The organism is Streptomyces sp. Root1310, from assembly GCF_001426425.1.
Lineage (GTDB): Bacteria > Actinomycetota > Actinomycetes > Streptomycetales > Streptomycetaceae > Streptomyces.
Genome location: NZ_LMEQ01000023.1, coordinates 276,492 through 292,393, shown reverse-complemented (window position 1 = coordinate 292,393; position 15,902 = coordinate 276,492). Strand labels below are relative to the sequence as shown.

The 15,902-nt window shown below is 72.7% G+C and carries 8 protein-coding genes and 1 pseudogene; 2 read left to right on the top strand and 7 right to left on the bottom strand.

Annotation, left to right across the window (positions count from 1 at the left end; genetic code table 11):
• Window positions 1-188 precede the first annotated feature (188 nt).
• The 5 genes from ASD48_RS25375 to ASD48_RS25355 form a co-directional block, all read right to left on the bottom strand.
• Complete coding sequence (locus ASD48_RS25375) at window positions 189-1,691, bottom strand: MFS transporter (RefSeq protein WP_057604020.1); 1,503 nt, start codon at window positions 1,689-1,691, stop codon at window positions 189-191.
• Window positions 1,692-2,004: 313 nt separating this feature from the next.
• Complete coding sequence (locus tag ASD48_RS25370; RefSeq protein ID WP_057604019.1) at window positions 2,005-4,848, bottom strand: NHLP bacteriocin export ABC transporter permease/ATPase subunit; 2,844 nt, start codon at window positions 4,846-4,848, stop codon at window positions 2,005-2,007.
• A gap of 1 nt (window position 4,849) precedes the next feature.
• Window positions 4,850-7,072 carry an NHLP family bacteriocin export ABC transporter peptidase/permease/ATPase subunit gene (locus ASD48_RS25365; protein WP_057604018.1) on the bottom strand — a complete coding sequence of 741 codons (2,223 nt, stop codon included), beginning with the start codon at window positions 7,070-7,072 and terminating at the stop codon, window positions 4,850-4,852.
• Complete coding sequence (locus tag ASD48_RS25360; RefSeq protein ID WP_057604017.1) at window positions 7,069-7,875, bottom strand: HlyD family efflux transporter periplasmic adaptor subunit; 807 nt, start codon at window positions 7,873-7,875, stop codon at window positions 7,069-7,071. The genes ASD48_RS25365 and ASD48_RS25360 overlap by 4 nt, the downstream gene beginning before the upstream one ends.
• Before the next feature lie 85 nt (window positions 7,876-7,960).
• Window positions 7,961-8,176 (bottom strand): hypothetical protein, encoded by a 216-nt coding sequence (locus tag ASD48_RS25355; protein ID WP_020128984.1) that lies wholly within the window; start codon window positions 8,174-8,176, stop codon window positions 7,961-7,963.
• A 1,027-nt stretch (window positions 8,177-9,203) separates the two neighbouring features.
• Here ASD48_RS25355 and ASD48_RS25350 point away from each other — a divergent pair.
• On the top strand, window positions 9,204-10,664 hold the full coding sequence (locus ASD48_RS25350) for a S1 family peptidase (protein ID WP_079073971.1): 1,461 nt from the start codon (window positions 9,204-9,206) through the stop codon (window positions 10,662-10,664).
• Between the two features lie 72 nt (window positions 10,665-10,736).
• Here ASD48_RS25350 and ASD48_RS25345 read toward each other — a convergent pair whose 3' ends face one another.
• Window positions 10,737-12,893 carry a SpoIIE family protein phosphatase gene (locus tag ASD48_RS25345; protein WP_057604349.1) on the bottom strand — a complete coding sequence of 719 codons (2,157 nt, stop codon included), beginning with the start codon at window positions 12,891-12,893 and terminating at the stop codon, window positions 10,737-10,739.
• A 224-nt stretch (window positions 12,894-13,117) separates the two neighbouring features.
• Between ASD48_RS25345 and ASD48_RS44865 the strand changes: the two are divergent.
• A pseudogene (locus tag ASD48_RS44865) lies at window positions 13,118-13,711 on the top strand (response regulator transcription factor); the annotation flags it as partial.
• Here the strand turns inward: ASD48_RS44865 and ASD48_RS25340 are convergent.
• On the bottom strand, window positions 13,634-15,859 hold the full coding sequence (locus ASD48_RS25340) for an ATP-binding cassette domain-containing protein (protein ID WP_107104408.1): 2,226 nt from the start codon (window positions 15,857-15,859) through the stop codon (window positions 13,634-13,636). The pseudogene ASD48_RS44865 and the gene ASD48_RS25340 overlap by 78 nt on opposite strands.
• Window positions 15,860-15,902: the final 43 nt, after the last annotated feature.

Below are 15,902 nucleotides of genomic sequence, written 5' to 3'. Positions count from 1 at the left end.
CTCGCCCGCGGCGTCCGCCACCACCAGCCGCACGGTGTCCCGGCCGACGTCCGGCGCGCTGACTTTGATGGACCGCGAGTGCCCAGGGGCACACCTCCGGGCGCCCCGCGTTGCGGGCATGCCGCAGAGGGGCCGCCGTCCCTCGCGGACGGCGGCCCCTCTCCCTGGTGCGGCGGGTGGAGAGCCCGTCACATGTGGACCACCGGTGCCGCGTCCGCGTCCTGCTGCGGCACCCCGCGGCGGAAGAGCAGGAACGCGATGACCGCGCCCGCGGCGAAGAAGCCCGCCGACCACCAGAAGGCGGTGGTGTAGCTCTCGATGGTCGCCTGTGCCCGGACCAGCTTGTCCGCCGGGTTCTTGCCCACCAGGTAGTCGGCGGCGGCGCTCGCGGCCAGGGTGTTCAGCAGGGCCGTGCCGATCGAACCGCCCACCTGCTGCATGGCGTTGACCGTGGCGGAGGCCACGCCCGCGTCCTCGGCGGCGACCCCGCCGGTGGCCATCTGCATGGCGGGCGGCATGACCAGGCCGAGGCCGATGCCGGTGACGACCAGCTGCGGCAGCACCGCGCTCAGGTAGTGGGAGCCGACGCCGATGCCGGTCAGCCAGGCCATGCCCACCGCGGCGATCGCGAAGCCCAGCGGGATGACCGCCTTCGGGCCCAGGCGCGGCACCAGGGCCGTGGTGCCGATCTGCGCCGCCACCATGAGCGCCCCGACCATCGGCAGGAACGCCACACCCGTCTTCGTCGGGCTGAAGCCCAGGTTGAGCTGGAGGTAGTACGTGAGGAAGAGGAACACGCCGAACATGCCGGCGCCGGAGATCAGCACCGCCAGGAACGAGGCGGCGCGGTTGCGGTCGAGCAGGATGCGCAGCGGCAGCAGCGGGTGTGCGGCCCGGGTCTGCCACCAGGTGAAGGCCGCCAGCAGCGCACCGCCCGCGAGCAGGAAGCCCCAGGTCTGCGGCGAGTCCCAGTCGTGGGTCTCCGCGTTGGAGAAGCCGTACACCAGGGAGAACAGACCGGCGGCGACGAGGACCGTGCCCGGCACGTCCAGCTTGGAGTTCTCGGCGTCGCGGTGGTTGGACAGCAGCAGCCAGCCGCCCGCGAAGGCGACGACCGCGATGGCCACGTTGACGTACAGCGTCCAGCGCCAGTCGAGCGCGTCGGTCAGGATGCCGCCGAGCAGCAGACCCACCGCGCCGCCCGCGCCGGCGATGGCGCCGTAGACGCTGAACGCCTTGGCGCGTTCCCTGGCGTCGGTGAACGTGGTGTTGAGCAGCGAGAGCGCGGCGGGCGCGAGGAGCGCGCCGAAGGCGCCCTGGAGTGCGCGGGCGGTGACCAGCATCTCGAAGTTGGTCGCGGCACCGCCGAGGGCGGAGACGGCGGCGAAGCCGACGACCCCGATCAGGAAGGCCGTCTTACGGCCGAAGAGGTCGGCTATCCGGCCGCCGAGCAGCAGCAGGGAGGCGAACGCCAGCGCGTAGGCGGTGACGATCCACTGCCGGTTGCCGTCGGAGAAACCGAGGTCGGCCTGGGCCGAGGGCAGGGCGATGTTCACGATGGTGGCGTCCAGCACCACCATCAGCTGGGCCAGGGCGACGACCGCGAGGATCCACCACTTCTTGGCGGATGCTGCGGACGGCCCCTGGTCGGCGCCCGTGCGGGTGCCGTCCGTCAAGGTCTTCGGAGACATGGGGAACCACTCCAGGGACGTGAAGGCAAAGAACACGTAAACGAAACGGTTTCGTACACCTAGAGGCTAGACGAGTTTCTGCGAAACGGCAAAGTTTCGTTAGTGAGGGGGCGCGGACCTGCGCGGCGGCGGAGCCGCGGCGGGCCGGGCGCCGGGCCCCGCAGCGGCCGGGCGCCGGTCCCCGGCCCGAGGGAGCCCTGGGACTTCCGGGCGCCCGGGAGAGGCGCGGAAGTCCCGGAAGCCCTGGGAAGTCCCGGAAGTCCCGGGACTTCCCAGGAGTCCAGTCCCGGAACCGGACCGGCCGGGACGGGGGCTAGGCCAGCTGCCGGCGCACCAGCTCGTGCAGCCGTCCACCGGTGTCCGCGAGGAGCTGGGCGGGCGGGCCCTGCTGGGCGACCTTGCCGTTCTCCATCACCACGACCCGGTCGGCGTCCATCACCGTCGACAGGCGGTGCGCGATGACGACCCGGGTGGCGTTGAGCTTGCGGGTGCTCTCGATGACCGTGCGCTGGGTCTCGTTGTCGAGGGCGCTGGTCGCCTCGTCGAAGAACAGGATCCGGGGCCGGCGGATCAGCGCCTGGGCGATCATCAGGCGCTGACGCTGGCCGCCGGAGACCGACCCGCTGCCCGAGACGATCGTGTGCAGTCCCATCGGCATGCGCTTGATGTCCTCGGCGAGACCGGCCAGCTCCGCGGCCGCCATCGCCTCCTCCGGCGTGTAGGCCTCGGTGCCGCAGATGACGTCCAGCAGGGAGCCCGTGAACGGCTGGGCGTGCTGGAGCACCACCCCGCACTGCCGGCGCACCGCCGACTGGTCGAGGGCCGCCAGGTCCTGGCCGTCGTACAGCACACTGCCCGAGACCGGCTTGTCGAAGCCGATGAGCAGCCGCAGCAGCGTCGACTTCCCGCAGCCGCTCGGGCCGACGATCGCCACGAACTCGCCCGGCCGCACCTCGAAGGAGACGTCGTCGAGGACGAGGGGACCGTCGTCGGAGTAGCGGAAGGACAGCCGGCGGGCCTCCAGCGCGCCGGACAGCGGACCGGGGAGGGTGTTCGCCGTGCGGACCTCCGGCGTCGCCTCCAGCACCGGCCGGATCTCCTCGAACAGCGGCAGCGCGGCCACCGCCGAGACGAACGCGCCGGTCAACGAGGTCACCGAGGTGAGCAGCATCGTCATGGACGTGTTGAAGGTGAGGAAGTCGGCGGCCGACAGCGCGCCCCGCGCCGGACCGGCCAGCAGCATGAACATCAGCAGGGAACACAGCGGCAGATACACCGAACCCAGCACCGTGTTGAGGTTCTTGATCCGGCCGAGGCGCTGCTGGAGCTCCCGGCTGCGCGCGAACTGCGCCGCCCAGGCCGCGTACGCGTAGTTCTCGGCGGCCGCCACCCGCAGCTTCGGCAGTCCGCGCAGGGTCTGGAAGGCCTGGTTGTTCAGCTTGTTGGAGAGCACCACGAGCCGCCGCTGCCAGCGCACCTGCCACAGCCCGAGCGCCAGGAACACGGACGCGATGACGACCAGCATGCCGATCGCGGCGAGGGCCATCGGCACGCTGTACCAGAGCAGCAGCCCCAGGTTCATCGCGCCGACGGTGACGGACTGGGCGACCGAAGGGCCGAGTCCCGCCAGCAGCCGGCGGATCGCGCTGATGCCCATCGCGGCACTCGCCAGCTCGCCCGTCGAACGCTCGGCGAAGAACTTCGTCGGCAGTCTGAGGAGCCGGTCCCACACCGCCGGCTGGAGCGTCGCCTCGATCCGGCCCTCCAGGCGCAGCATGGTCAGGTTCTGCAGCAGCATGAAGGCCGCCGCCACCACGCCGCTGACCATCACCGCCAGACACACCTGCACGATCAGTCCCTGCTGGGCCCTCGGCACGTACTCGCCGAGCACCTTGCCGGTCGCGATCGGCACCAGCGCCCCGATCACCACCGTCACCAGCCCGCTCAGCAGCAGGTTCGTCAGGTCCCCGGCCGTGCCCCGCATGCTGAAGCGCAGCAGCCCGAGGGGGCCGAGGCCCTGTTCCGGCAGCGGGCGGTAGAACATGACCGCCCGCGGCTCGAACTCCTCCGCGTTGGCCTTCTCGACCGGGGTCTCCCGCCCGGTCGCCGGGTGCACGGCGACATAGCCGCCGCGCCGCCACAGCAGCGCGACCGGCGCCCCGGACAGGGCCCGGTGCCCGACCAGCGGTCCCACGTCGTCCCGCCACCAGCGGCCGTCCAGACGTACGGCCCGGGCGCGCACCCGCGAGGCGAGAGCTACCCGTTCCACCGGGTCCAGCCGGTCGTTGTCGGCGCCCATCCGCGAGGGCTCGGCGAGGGTGATCCCGGCGGCGCGGGCGACGAGCCTGCACGCCGCGTAGGTGGCGTCCGCGTCGGCGGCCGTGGCGCGCCTGTCCGCGCCCCTGCCGTCGCGGTCGCCCCGGCCGCTCTTGCCGATCGACGCGAGCAGCGTCCGGTCGGCCTGGGCGCGGACCGCCTCACCGGCCTTGATCCCGGCGGCCGTACGGGTCTCGTGGGTGTGCTCCAGCTGCTCGATCCAGCGGTCCAGCGTGGTCAGCAGCCGGTACTGCTGGTCGACCATGCTCTGCCACACCGCGGGGTCCATCAGCAGGTCGGCGGCCGCCTCCGCGCCGTACAGCGAGCCGTACTGCACGCTGCCCGGCGGCACCTGCATCCAGAACACGTCGTCGTCCGTGATCTCGGCAGCCCGCTCGGTGGCCGTCGGCGCCTGGAAGAGGATCGACAGTCCGCGGCCCACGCCGAGGGCGAGCGCGTACTCCAGCGGGCTCGAAGTCGGCGGGACGTACTGGGGGTTGCCGTACTCGTCGTAGGACCAGGTCTGGGTGTGCGCGGGCTGGTACAGCTCGCGCAGCCCGATGCGGTGCACGACGCAGTCGCGCAACGGGCGCGCGACGAGCGTGTGGTGGGGTCCGGTGACCGGACCGAGCAGCAGCGAACCCGCCTCCAGCCGGCCCAAGTGGTGCCAGTGGCCCTGCTGTCCGGCGTCCACCGCGAACAGGTCCAGCGCGCCCGACGCGACCAGCCACAGCACCTGCGGCCCTTCCAGGTCGAGCCGGCTGAAGCCCGCGCAGTCGATCCGCGCGCCCAGCTGCCCCAGCGCGCCGAGCACGACGTCGCCTTCGGACACGGCAGTCATCTCATCGCTCCCTGACCAGCGCCGCGTACGAGCCGCCGCGCGCCACCAGTTCCTCGTGCCGTCCGCGCTCGACGACCGTGCCGTGCTGCAGTACGACGATCTCGTCGCTGTCGCGCACCGTGCTCAGCCGGTGGGCGATCACCACACAGGCGCAGCCGCGCCGGCGCAGGTTGTCCATCACGAGCTGCTCGGTCTCCGCGTCCAGGGCGCTGGTCACCTCGTCCAGCACCAGGATGCTGGGCCGCCGCACCAACGCCCGCGCGATCTCCAGGCGCTGGCGCTGACCGCCGGAGAAGTTGCGGCCGTCCTGCTCGACCTTGCCGTGGATGCCGCCGGGCCGCCGCACGACCGTGTCGTAGAGCGCCGCGTCCCTGAGCGCGTCGACGACGGCGTCGTCCGGGATCGACGGGTCCCACAGCGCCACGTTGTCCCGCACCGAGCCCTCGAAGAGGAACACCTCCTGGTCGACGAAGGACACCGAGGAGGCCAGCGCCCCGCGCGGAATGTCCTCCAGCCGCTGCCCGTCGACCCGGATCACGCCCTCCCAGGGCGCGTACAGACCCGAGATCAGCCGGGACACCGTCGACTTGCCGCTGCCCGACCCGCCGACCAGCGCCACCTGCTGCCCCGGTCCGACGGTCAGGTCGAAGCCGGTCAGCAGCGGCTTGTCCAGCGGGCTGTAACCGAAGGTGATGTTCTCCAGCTCGACATGACCGTGCAGCCTGCGCGTGGAGTCCCCGCCGGCGCGACGGTCGTAGAGCGGGTCGGCGCGGAAGTTCTCCACGTCCTTCAGCCGGGCCACGTCCGCCGCGAAGTCCTGGATGCGGCCCGCGACCCCGTTGAGGCGGGTCAGCGGGGCGGTGAAACGGGTGACCAGAGCCTGGAAGGCGACCAGCAGACCCACCGAGATGTGCCCCTCGATCGCCCGCATGCCCCCGATCCACAGGATCAGCGCGCTGTTGAGCGTCGCGAGCGTCGGCGCGACCACGCCCAGCCAGGCGCTCGGCACCCCGAGCCGCTGCTGCTCCTCCAGCGTGGTGGCGTGCTGCCCGGCCCACTTGCGGAAGTACCCCTCCTCGCCACCGGTCGCCTTCATCGTCTCGATCAACTGAAGCCCGGTGTACGCCGTGTTGGTGAGCCGCGCGTTGTCCGCGCGCAGCTTCGCCGTCCGGGTCGCGCGCAGCCGTACGACGATCCGCATGGCGACGATGTTCAGCAGCGCCACGCCGATCCCGACGGCCGTCAGCTGCGGGTCGTAGGTGTAGAGGAGGACCGCGTACAGGACGACGACGATCGCGTCCACGCCCGCCGAAGCCAGGTCGCGGGCCAGCGTCTCGGCGACCGCGTCGTTCGACTGGAGCCGCTGGACCAGGTCGGCCGGGCTGCGCTGGGAGAAGAAGGTGACCGGCAGCCGCAGCAGATGGCGCAGGAACCGGGCGCTGGACAGGGTCGAGGAGATGATCCGGCCGTGGTGCAGGTTGGCCTGCTGGAGCCAGGTCAGCGCCACGGTGAGGGCCACGCAGGCCCCCATCGAGACGAACAGCACGCCCAGCAGCGAGGTCTGCCGTCCGATCAGGAACATGTCGATGTAGGTGCGGCTCAGCGCCGGCACCGCCGCGCCCACCAGGACCAGCAGCAGACTCGCCAGCACGGCCGCCGGCAGGGTGCCCGCGGTGCCGCGCAGCCGGGCCGGCATCGCGCCCAGCACCCCCGGTCTGCGTCCGCCCCGCTCGAAGTCCTCGCCCGGCTCCAGCACCAGCACGACACCGGTGAAGCTGCCGTCGAAGTCCTCGATCGGCACGAAACGCCGGCCCTTGCCGGGGTCGTTGATGTACACACCCCGGCGGCCGAAGCGACGGCCGAGGCCCTCGTAGACGACGTAGTGGTTGAACTCCCAGAAGAGGATCGCGGGCGACCTGACCCCGGCGAGGGCCGCCAGGTCCATCTGCATGCCCTTGGCCGTGAGGCCGTAACCGCGGGCCGCCTTCAGCAGGTTGCTCGCCCGCGAGCCGTCACGGGAGACACCGCAGGCGATGCGCAACTCCTCCAGCGGGATGTGCCGGCCGTAGTGCCCGAGGACCATGGCGAGCGAGGCCGCCCCGCACTCCACGGCCTCCATCTGGAGCACGGTGGGCGTGCGGACGGTCTTCGTCCGGCTCTTGGGAACCGTGCGTCGGGGCGGTGCGGCACGCCGCCGGGTCCGCGGCTGCTCGGTGGTGGTCACGGCAGCAGCCAATCGACGGGACGCTGGTCGGCCAGCCGGATCGAACCCGTGGCCATGGTCATGGAGGTGAGGGCGAACGGCGGCCCGTCCGCGGACGACCACCGGTAGCCGCTCTTCGTCGCCGAGGACCGGTCCAGGCGGACCAGGACCGCCACCGGGCGGCCGTCCTCGGTGAACTGCTCGCCCAGCTGGCTGTCGCCGAGGAACGCGGCGATCGCCTGCGCCGACTGGGCCGCGCGGTCCACCGACTTCACATGACCGCGCAGCACGCCGTACTCCTGCGAGGGCACGGTCTGCACGGTCAGGTCGACGGCCGCGCCGGACGGGACGGAGGCGGCGTTCTCCGCGGGGACGTACACCGTGGCGTACAGCGGGTCGTCGGCGTCGGCGACCTTCTCGACGGCGGCGACGTTCGCGCCGGTGGAGATGATCTGGCCGATGGTGGCGGCGAGCGCGGTGATCCGGCCCGCGGCGACCGTCCGCACCACGGCGTCGCCCTCCGCCGTGCGCACCTTCAGCACCGGTGAGCCGGCGGGCAGCCGCTCGCCCTCCTTCGCGAGGACCGCGGTGACCTGGCCCGCGGCCGGACTCTGCAGGATGTAACTGCCCTCGCCGTGGGTGAGGACGGCGGGCGCGCTCACCGTCGAGGCGACCGAACCGGTCACCGCCCACACGGACGCGGCCGCCATGACGACCACGGTCACGGACAGCACCAGCCAGCCCTGGGGGCGTGCGAAACGCACCGGCAGGTCGAGTTCCTCCGGCGACTGGAGCTTGGCGAGGGCCTGTTGGCGGAACTGCACGGGCCTACCTCGGGAGTTTCAGGACGCCGACGAGTCCCGGAGCCGGGTGACGGCTCCGGGACTCAAAGGAGTCACGAAGGTGCGATCAGAGACCGGCGACCAGGTTGGTGACCGGGGCCGTGTTCAGGCCGGTGACGCCCTCGACGGTGCCGACGGCCGTGTTGACCAGGCCGGAGACCGGGGCGATGCCGTCCACCAGGCCGGTGACGGTGCCGACGGCGTTCAGGGACAGACCGCCGGAGACGTTGTCCAGCTCGGCGTCGGAGATCTCGACGGTCTCAACCTGGGGGGTGGAGTTCATGGTGGAACTTCCCTTCACATGGATATCTCATAAGGGGGGAGCGGCCCCCTCTGGGGACAGATGACGGCCGCGAGCACGGGCACCGGGCACCCCGTTTCCGGGAGACCGCGATGACCCTGCGGTGCGTTGGATCAAAGCAGGTCCGCGGTCGGCGCAGCTAATCAATCACCGCGTTCACCTGGGAACTTGTGTCACGGGAGCGTGAAACGGTGCAGGCGCGCCCACTGCTTGTCGGCGACTTCTTCACACCATGGGCGGGATCCGCTCCGATGAGCGTCCGGCGGTCTCGCGGCGAATCCGACACTCCCGCACCAAAGGCGTGCCGGGCGCCGGGCAGTTGTGCAGAACCCCTGCCCGCGGTGACCCGCTTGGGCATTCGATGTGCAGATTCTCTGAAGCGGGGATTCGGGCCGCGGATCCGGACGGAGCGTCACCGGCCGACCGCGAGGAGTGCCGGCCGGTGCGGGCCCGATCGGTAGCCGCATAGCTCGTGCACAGGTTGGCGAACGCCTTCCGGGGGTCGGGCTTCGGCCGGACCGATCGGTTCAGGACATCCGCCTCGGTCACCGCACACCGGAACGAAGTCGGCCGGGGGGCCGTCTTCCTGTTTTCGGGTCCTCGTGAGCGGCCGGCGCACGGATCCCGGCGGCCGTGTCCGTGGCCGCCGCCGACACCCGTCCCAGAGGTCCCCCGCACTCCCGTGCCGATGTCGCTGACCAGGGAAGAAGCCGAACCGGCGGTGCTCGTCGACGCGTTCGGCGCACAGGCCCCAAGCGAGCGCCCGGAGTGCGAGGCCGACCGGAAGGATCTTGTCGGCTTCGGCGGTCGACATCGCCATTTGGGCGTTTGTTCCCGGGCTCGTGAGGTCGGCCCCCGGTCATGGCCGATTCAGGTTTGAGCAAAGGAAGTTGGCAAACGCGATTGAACGCGCCCCGTGACCCCTGCGTACTCATGGCCAACCAGGCGCCGCTGTACGGAGCTGCCGAACCCCGGCAGCCAGACCCCGTCCCCCAGGAGGTCGAGTTTTTTGAGTCACAAGCGAGTTACGAAGCGCAAGGCCATCATCGCGGCAGGCGGTGTGGCAGCGCTCGGAGCGGCGGCCATCCTGCTTCCCAACGCCAACGCCTCCCAGGACGGCGGCTCCAACGACGCCGCCACGGTGAAGACGCTCAAGGCGGGCGACGCCTCGGATCTCGCGTCCCAGCTCGAGAAGCTGCTCGGTGACGCCTTCGCCGGTTCCTACTACGACAGCGAGGGCCAGCAGCTGGTCGTTAACGTCGTGAACGTCTCCGGCGACGAGAACAACGTCATCGTGCAGGCGAAGAAGGCCGGGGCCAAGGTCCGCGAGGTCGAGAACAGCCCGGCCGAACTCGAGGCGGCCGCCAAGACGCTGAAGACCGAGGCGACCATCACGGGCACCGCGTGGGCCGTCGACCCGAAGACGAACAAGATCCTGGTCACCGCCGACTCCACGGTCACCGGCAGCAAGTGGGACAAGATCGAGTCGACCGTCCAGACCCTCGGCTCGGGCATGGCGACGCTCCAGAAGTCGGCCGGTACCTTCACCACGAAGGTGGCCGGCGGCGACGCGATATTCGGCGGCGGGGCACGCTGCTCCCTCGGGTTCAACGTGACGGCGGGCGACGGCTCCCCGGCGTTCCTGACGGCCGGTCACTGCGGTGTCGCGGCCGAGCAGTGGTCCGACTCCGAGGACGGCGCGCCGATCGCCACCGTCGACCAGGCGACCTTCCCCGGGGACGGCGACTTCGCGCTGGTGAAGTACGACGACGCCGCCACCGTGGCCGCCAGCGAGGTCAACCTCGGCGACCAGACCCTCGCGATCACCCAGGCCGCCGAGGCGACCGTCGGCACGCAGGTCTTCCGGATGGGCAGCACCACCGGTCTCAAGGACGGTCAGGTCCTCGGTCTCGACGCCACCGTGAACTACCCCGAGGGCACCGTCACGGGCCTCATCCAGACGGACGTCTGCGCCGAGCCCGGCGACAGCGGCGGCTCGCTCTTCACCCAGGACGGCCTCGCGATCGGCCTGACCTCGGGTGGCAGCGGCGACTGCACGGTCGGCGGCGAGACGTTCTTCCAGCCGGTGACCACCGCGCTCGAGGCGGTCGGCGCGACGCTCGGCGACGGCGGCGTCGGTGCCGGTGACGCGGTCGGCGGCGAAGAGGCCGGCGCCGGTGCCGTGGACGAGAACGGTGACGGCATCGACGACCAGACCGGCGAGGCCATCGTGGGCGGCGGCGAAGAGGCCGGCGCTGGTGACGAGGCCGGCGCCGGTGAAGAGGCCGGTGCCGTGGACGAGAACGGTGACGGCATCGACGACCAGACCGGCGAGGCCATCCAGGGCGGTGGCGAAGAGGCCGCCGACGGCGGGGTCGACGAGAACGCGGGCGCCGACGACGCCGGCAACGGTCAGGACGAGGCCGGCAACGGCCAGGAGGCCGGCTCGGGTGTGAACGAGTCGCACTGACACCGCATCATCCGAACGGTCCGGTCCTCCGGCGGGGGCCGGACCGTTCGTGTCCCCGCCCGGTGACGGGCTTCAGCCGTCCTCCCGCGCCCGCAGCAGCAGCAGTGCCACGTCGTCCCGCCGCTCGTCCGCCGTCGCGTAAGGACCCACCAGCTCGTCGGCCAGCTCCGTCAGCGGACGGTCCCCGGCCTCGCCGAGCCGCCGCCCCAGGTCGGCGACCGCGTCCTCGATGTCCACCCCCGGCGTCTCGATGAGCCCGTCGGTGTAGAGGGCGAGGACACAGCCGTCGGTCAGTTCGACCTCCGTCGTCGGATACGTCGCCGAGGCGTCGATGCCCAGCAGCGGACCGCCCGCGAGATCGAGGACGCGCACCCGGCCGTCCGGCCGGCGCAGCAGCGGCGGCGGATGCCCCGCCCGGGCCATGACGGCCCGCCCCCGGCCCGGATCCAGCCGCAGGTACAGACAGCTCGCGAACAGTTCGGAGCCGAGGTCGATCAGCAGCCGGCTGGTGCTGCGCATGACCTCCGCCGGCTCCTGCCCCACCGTCGTGTACGCGCGGACGGCGGTGCGGATCTGGCCCATCAGCCCGGCCGCGGTCACGTTGTGCCCCTGCACGTCCCCGATCACGGCCGCCGGGAGCGGATGCGAGGGCACCAGGTCGTAGAAGTCCCCGCCGATCTCCATGCCCCGGGTGGCGGGCAGATAGCGGGCGGTGGCCTCGATCCCGGGCAGCGACGGCAGCGAGTGCGGCAGCAGCGCCGCCTGAAGCCCGTGCGCCAGCTGGTGTTTGACGTCGTAGAGCAGGGCCCGGTCCAGGGCCTGTGCGATCAGCCCGGCGAGGCTGGTCAGCACCGCACGCTCGTGGGTGGAGAACGTGTGCGGTTCGGCGTAGGCCAGCACACAGGCGCCCACCGGGCGGCCGGAGGCGATCAACGGCAGGAAGGCCCAGGCGGCGAACCCGTCGGGCGTGGAGTGCCGGGCCGGGTACAGCCGCTCCAGGTCCTGCCGGGAGTCGAAGAACGCCGGGACGCCATGGGACGCCGCGTGCGCGCCCGGTGTCGGGGAGGACAGCGGCGTCCGGTCGAACCGCTCCACGACATGCGGGTCGGGGTACCCGTGGTGCCCGAGCACGTGCAGCCGCCCGGCCCGCGCGCCGAGCAGCGCCAGCGCCTGACTGCCCACCGCCGGCGCGATCTCGTCCGCCACCAGCCCCACCACGTCCTGCACGCTCACCGTCTCGGTGAGCGCCCCGGCCATGCTCAGCGCCTGTGACATCGACACCAGCCGGGTCGGCGCGTCCTCCGAGCGGGGACCGGCCGGGCTCATCTCCGACACCGCCCGGGCCCGGCTGATCCGCACGCTGATCCCGGTGGTACTCGGATACAGCCGGAACGACAGCCACTGCGAGGGCGGGCGCAGCGCCACGAACGAGGTGGCCTCCTGGCTGAGCAGCGCGGCGCGGTAGCGCTCCTCGTACAGGGGATCGTTCAGCCAGGGAACCGCCGCCCACAGCTGCGAACCGAGGAGCGCGCCCACCGGGACGCCGAGCAGTGCGCCGGCCGCCTCGTTCGCGAACCCGACCCGTCCGCTCACGTCGAGCGAGCACATCCCGTACGGCAGCCGCGACACCATCCGGGCCGCCTCGACCGTGCCGAGCGTGTCGGCGACGCTGCCCAGCGGGCCCGTGCCCAGCAGATCGGTCTCGGCCCGTACCGCGCGGTTCTTCGACGCGGCGCGTTCCAGCCGCAGCGCGAGCCGCTCGCAGGCCGCCGTCAGCTCCCGGCGCTCCCGGTCGGAGATGTCCGGCGGGTGCGAGCCGGGCCAGGTCACGAAGACCGCGCCGTACACCCGGTTCGCGGTCAGCACCGGCACCGCGGCCAGCGCGAAGGGGTAGGGCAGTACGACGGCGATCCGCGGATAGCGGCGGGCCATGTCCTCCACCCCGCCCACCCACACCAGCCGCCGTTCGCGCACCGCCTCGGCGACCGGGATCGGCGCGCTCAGCCCCACCCGCTCCCAGGGTGCCGCGAAGGACCGGGGCAGTCCCGCCATCACCGCCATCTCCAGCAGCGGCTCGTCGCCCGGACGCAGGTACACGGCACCCGAGTGCGCGCCGACGGCGTCCATCATCGACGTCAGCGCCAGGGAGAGCAGCGGCTGGCCGACCGGCGCCCATTCGGTCGCAGGTGCCTGACCGGACGACATCTGCCCGTCCGACACGGCGACCACCTCCTCGCCCGGTGCCACGCGAGCCTCAGGGTCCAAATCTGCCCCCTGGCGGGCCGGTGCGCACGGCGAGCGCCCCGCCCGCGGAGGGCTGCCCCCGTACCCCGTCGGACCAGCCTCATGCCCCCTCGGCCGAAGCGCGCGACGGCGTACGGGCGCCCCGCGTGCGCCCCCGCGCATCCCGATGGCCGGATCTTCGCGCTGAGAAAAGGTCCCGGAGCCGAAGAATGGGCACGCGTTCAACACCACGAACAACGCCATGGAACAGGTGTACGGCGAGAGCTGAAGGGGCGGCAGTGATCCGCGTACTACTGGTGCACGACGCGTGTCTGGTCAGATCGGTCCTCGCACAGTGGCTGTCCCGGGAGCCCGATCTCCGGGTGGAGGACGTCCCCTGGCGCAGCGCGGCCGGCCGCGTCGGGGCGGTGCCCCCGGACGTGTGCGCGGCGGATCTCGACTGTTCCGACGCCTACGGCCTCCCACCCCTGGGCGACTTATGCCCGCGGGGCGGCGGTCCGGTGCCGCCCCGCTTGCTGGTCCTCGCCAGTGCGAACCGGCCGGGCCTGCTGAAACGGGCCCTGGAGGCGGGGGCGCTCGGCTATGTCGACAAGGCGGGCACGCCGGAGCAGTTGCTGCGCGGCATCCGGAAGGTCGCCCAGGGGGAACGTTTCGTCAATGATTCGCTGGGCTTCGGCTTCCTCAAGGCCGCCGAGATGCCGCTGACCCGTCGGGAGCTGAGCGTGTTAACGCTCGCCGCCGAGGGCGCCTCCGTCGCGGAGATCGCCGGGAACCTGCATCTGTCCCACGGGACCGTGCGCAACTACATGGCGGCGATCACCCGCAAGACCGGCGCCCGCAACCGGGTCGACGCCATCCGTATCTCCCAGGGGCAGGGCTGGCTTTGAGCCGCCCCCGGTGTCTCCCGTTTCCACCGCTCTCGCCGCCATCGACGGTTTCGCGTTGTTCGCGGGTTCCGCGGGTTCCGCGGGTTTCTCCGTTTTCCCGGCCTCCCCTCCCTCCCCGGCTTCCTCTCCTGCTTCCTCCCAGCCGCCGACGAGATCGCGGTACAGAGGAGAGCGCCGCACCACCTCGTCGTGGGTCCCGTACGTGGTCCGCGGCCCGTCCATGACCAGCACCCGGCCGGCGCGCCGGGCCGAGCTGATGCGGTGGGCGACGACGACCAGGGTGCCGCCCGGCCGGGCGGCGAAGGCGCGCTCGGCCCGGGCCTCCGCCTCTTGGTCCAGGTGGCTGGTCGCCTCGTCGAGGAGGGCGAGCGGGGCGTGCGACAGGTAGGCGCGGGTGAGGGCGATCAACTGGCGTTCGCCGCCCGACAGCGCGGCCGGATCCACCCGCGCCGCCGGTCCGCCCAGCGCGTCGAGCAGCGGGGTCAGACCGACCGCCTCGGCAGCCGCGCGCAGTTCCGCCTCGGGTACGGGGTCCGGCCGCAGGTGCGTGAGGTTGGCGCCGAGGGTGTCGCTGAACACGTACGCCTCCTGCGGGATGAGCACCCGCTGAGCGGCCGCTTCACCGCTCGGCACCGGCCGACCGCAGATCCTTATCTCCCCGCGCACCGGCTCGAGGAGCCCCGCGACCAGCCCGGTCAGCGTGGACTTGCCGACCCCGCTCGGCCCCACGACGGCCAGTCGCGCCCCGACGGGCAGGGTGAGCGTGAGGTCGTCGACGACGGGCGCGGAGGCGGGACCGTAGGCGAAGGTGAGGGAGGTCAGCGCGAGCGCGGGGGGCGCGGGGTTCGGCGAGGCCGCCGGAGGGACCACCGGCCGGGCGGACCCGAGGGGAGGGCCCTGCGGGGTCGCGCTCGGCCGGGGAGGTCCTGTGGCCGGGGTGTGGCCGGTGCGCGGGCGGCCCTCGGCGCGCGGGCTCTGGTCGCTGGACGCGTGGCCTGGCACTTCGCGGCCTCGGCATCGGGGCTGGGGCGTGGGCTTGGGCAGGGGCAGGGGCAGGGGCAGGGGCTGGGGCGGGTCGGTGGCTGCCGGGCGTCGTGCGGCGTGCGGCCGATGGGGGCCGGGCGGCAGGTCGGGGGCGGGCGGCCCGTGGTGCGGGGTCGCCGTCCGGCCCTCCCGGTCGGCCGACCGTAACGGGGCTGCCGGTGCCTCGCCCCGCGGCGCCAGTCGCCGCAGGACGACCGTCAGGCGGGAGCCGCTCGTGCCCAGGCCGTGGACCAGGGCGGTCAGCGCCGGGAGCAGGGACTGGGTGACATAGGCCAGGGCGCCCACGAGCGCGCCGGCGGTCACGCCGTGGCCGAGCAGCCAGGGGGCGCCGGCCAGCAGCAGGACCAGCGGCAGATGGCCACCGAGCGCCAGGCACGCCACCCGGGCCACGCCCCAGCGGGCCAGGGCGCGGGCCGCGCGCAGCTCGGCGTCGACGAGTGCGCCGGTGTCCCGGGCGATCCGGTCCTCGGCACCGGCCGCCGTGACGTCCCTCAGTCCCGGGCAGACGACGCCCAGGTGCCCGGCCAGAGCCTCGTCGGCGGCGAGGAACGCCTCCTGGCGCCGGGCCAGCGGGCGCAGGGTCACCGCGAACAGACCCACCCCGGCGGCGAGCGGTGGTACGACGACCAGCAGGAGCTGCGGCGCGAGCGCGCACAGGCCGACCAGAGCGCCAGCGGACGTGAACACGAACGACCGCGAGACCATCACCAGGCCCGCGAAGCTGTCCCGCGCGATCTCCACCTGCTGGGTGAGCCCGGACAGCGTCCCGCCGTCCGCCTCCCGCACCCCCCGCCGCACGACGCGGGTGACGAGCCGGTCCCGCAGCGGTTCCACCAGCGCGGCGACCGCCCCGTACACCCGCCCGGTCCCGTAGGCGCCCACGAGCACGCCGAGCCCGGCGACCGCGAGCCACCGCAGTCCCGCTTCGGCCCGCCCGGCCAGGAACCCGTCGTCCAAGGCCCGCGCCACGGCGTAGCCGAGCAGGAAGGTCTGCCCGGTCTCCAGCACCGACCAGCCCATCAGCCGGCACAGGGCCCGCCGCCGCTCCAGCAGAAAGCGGAGT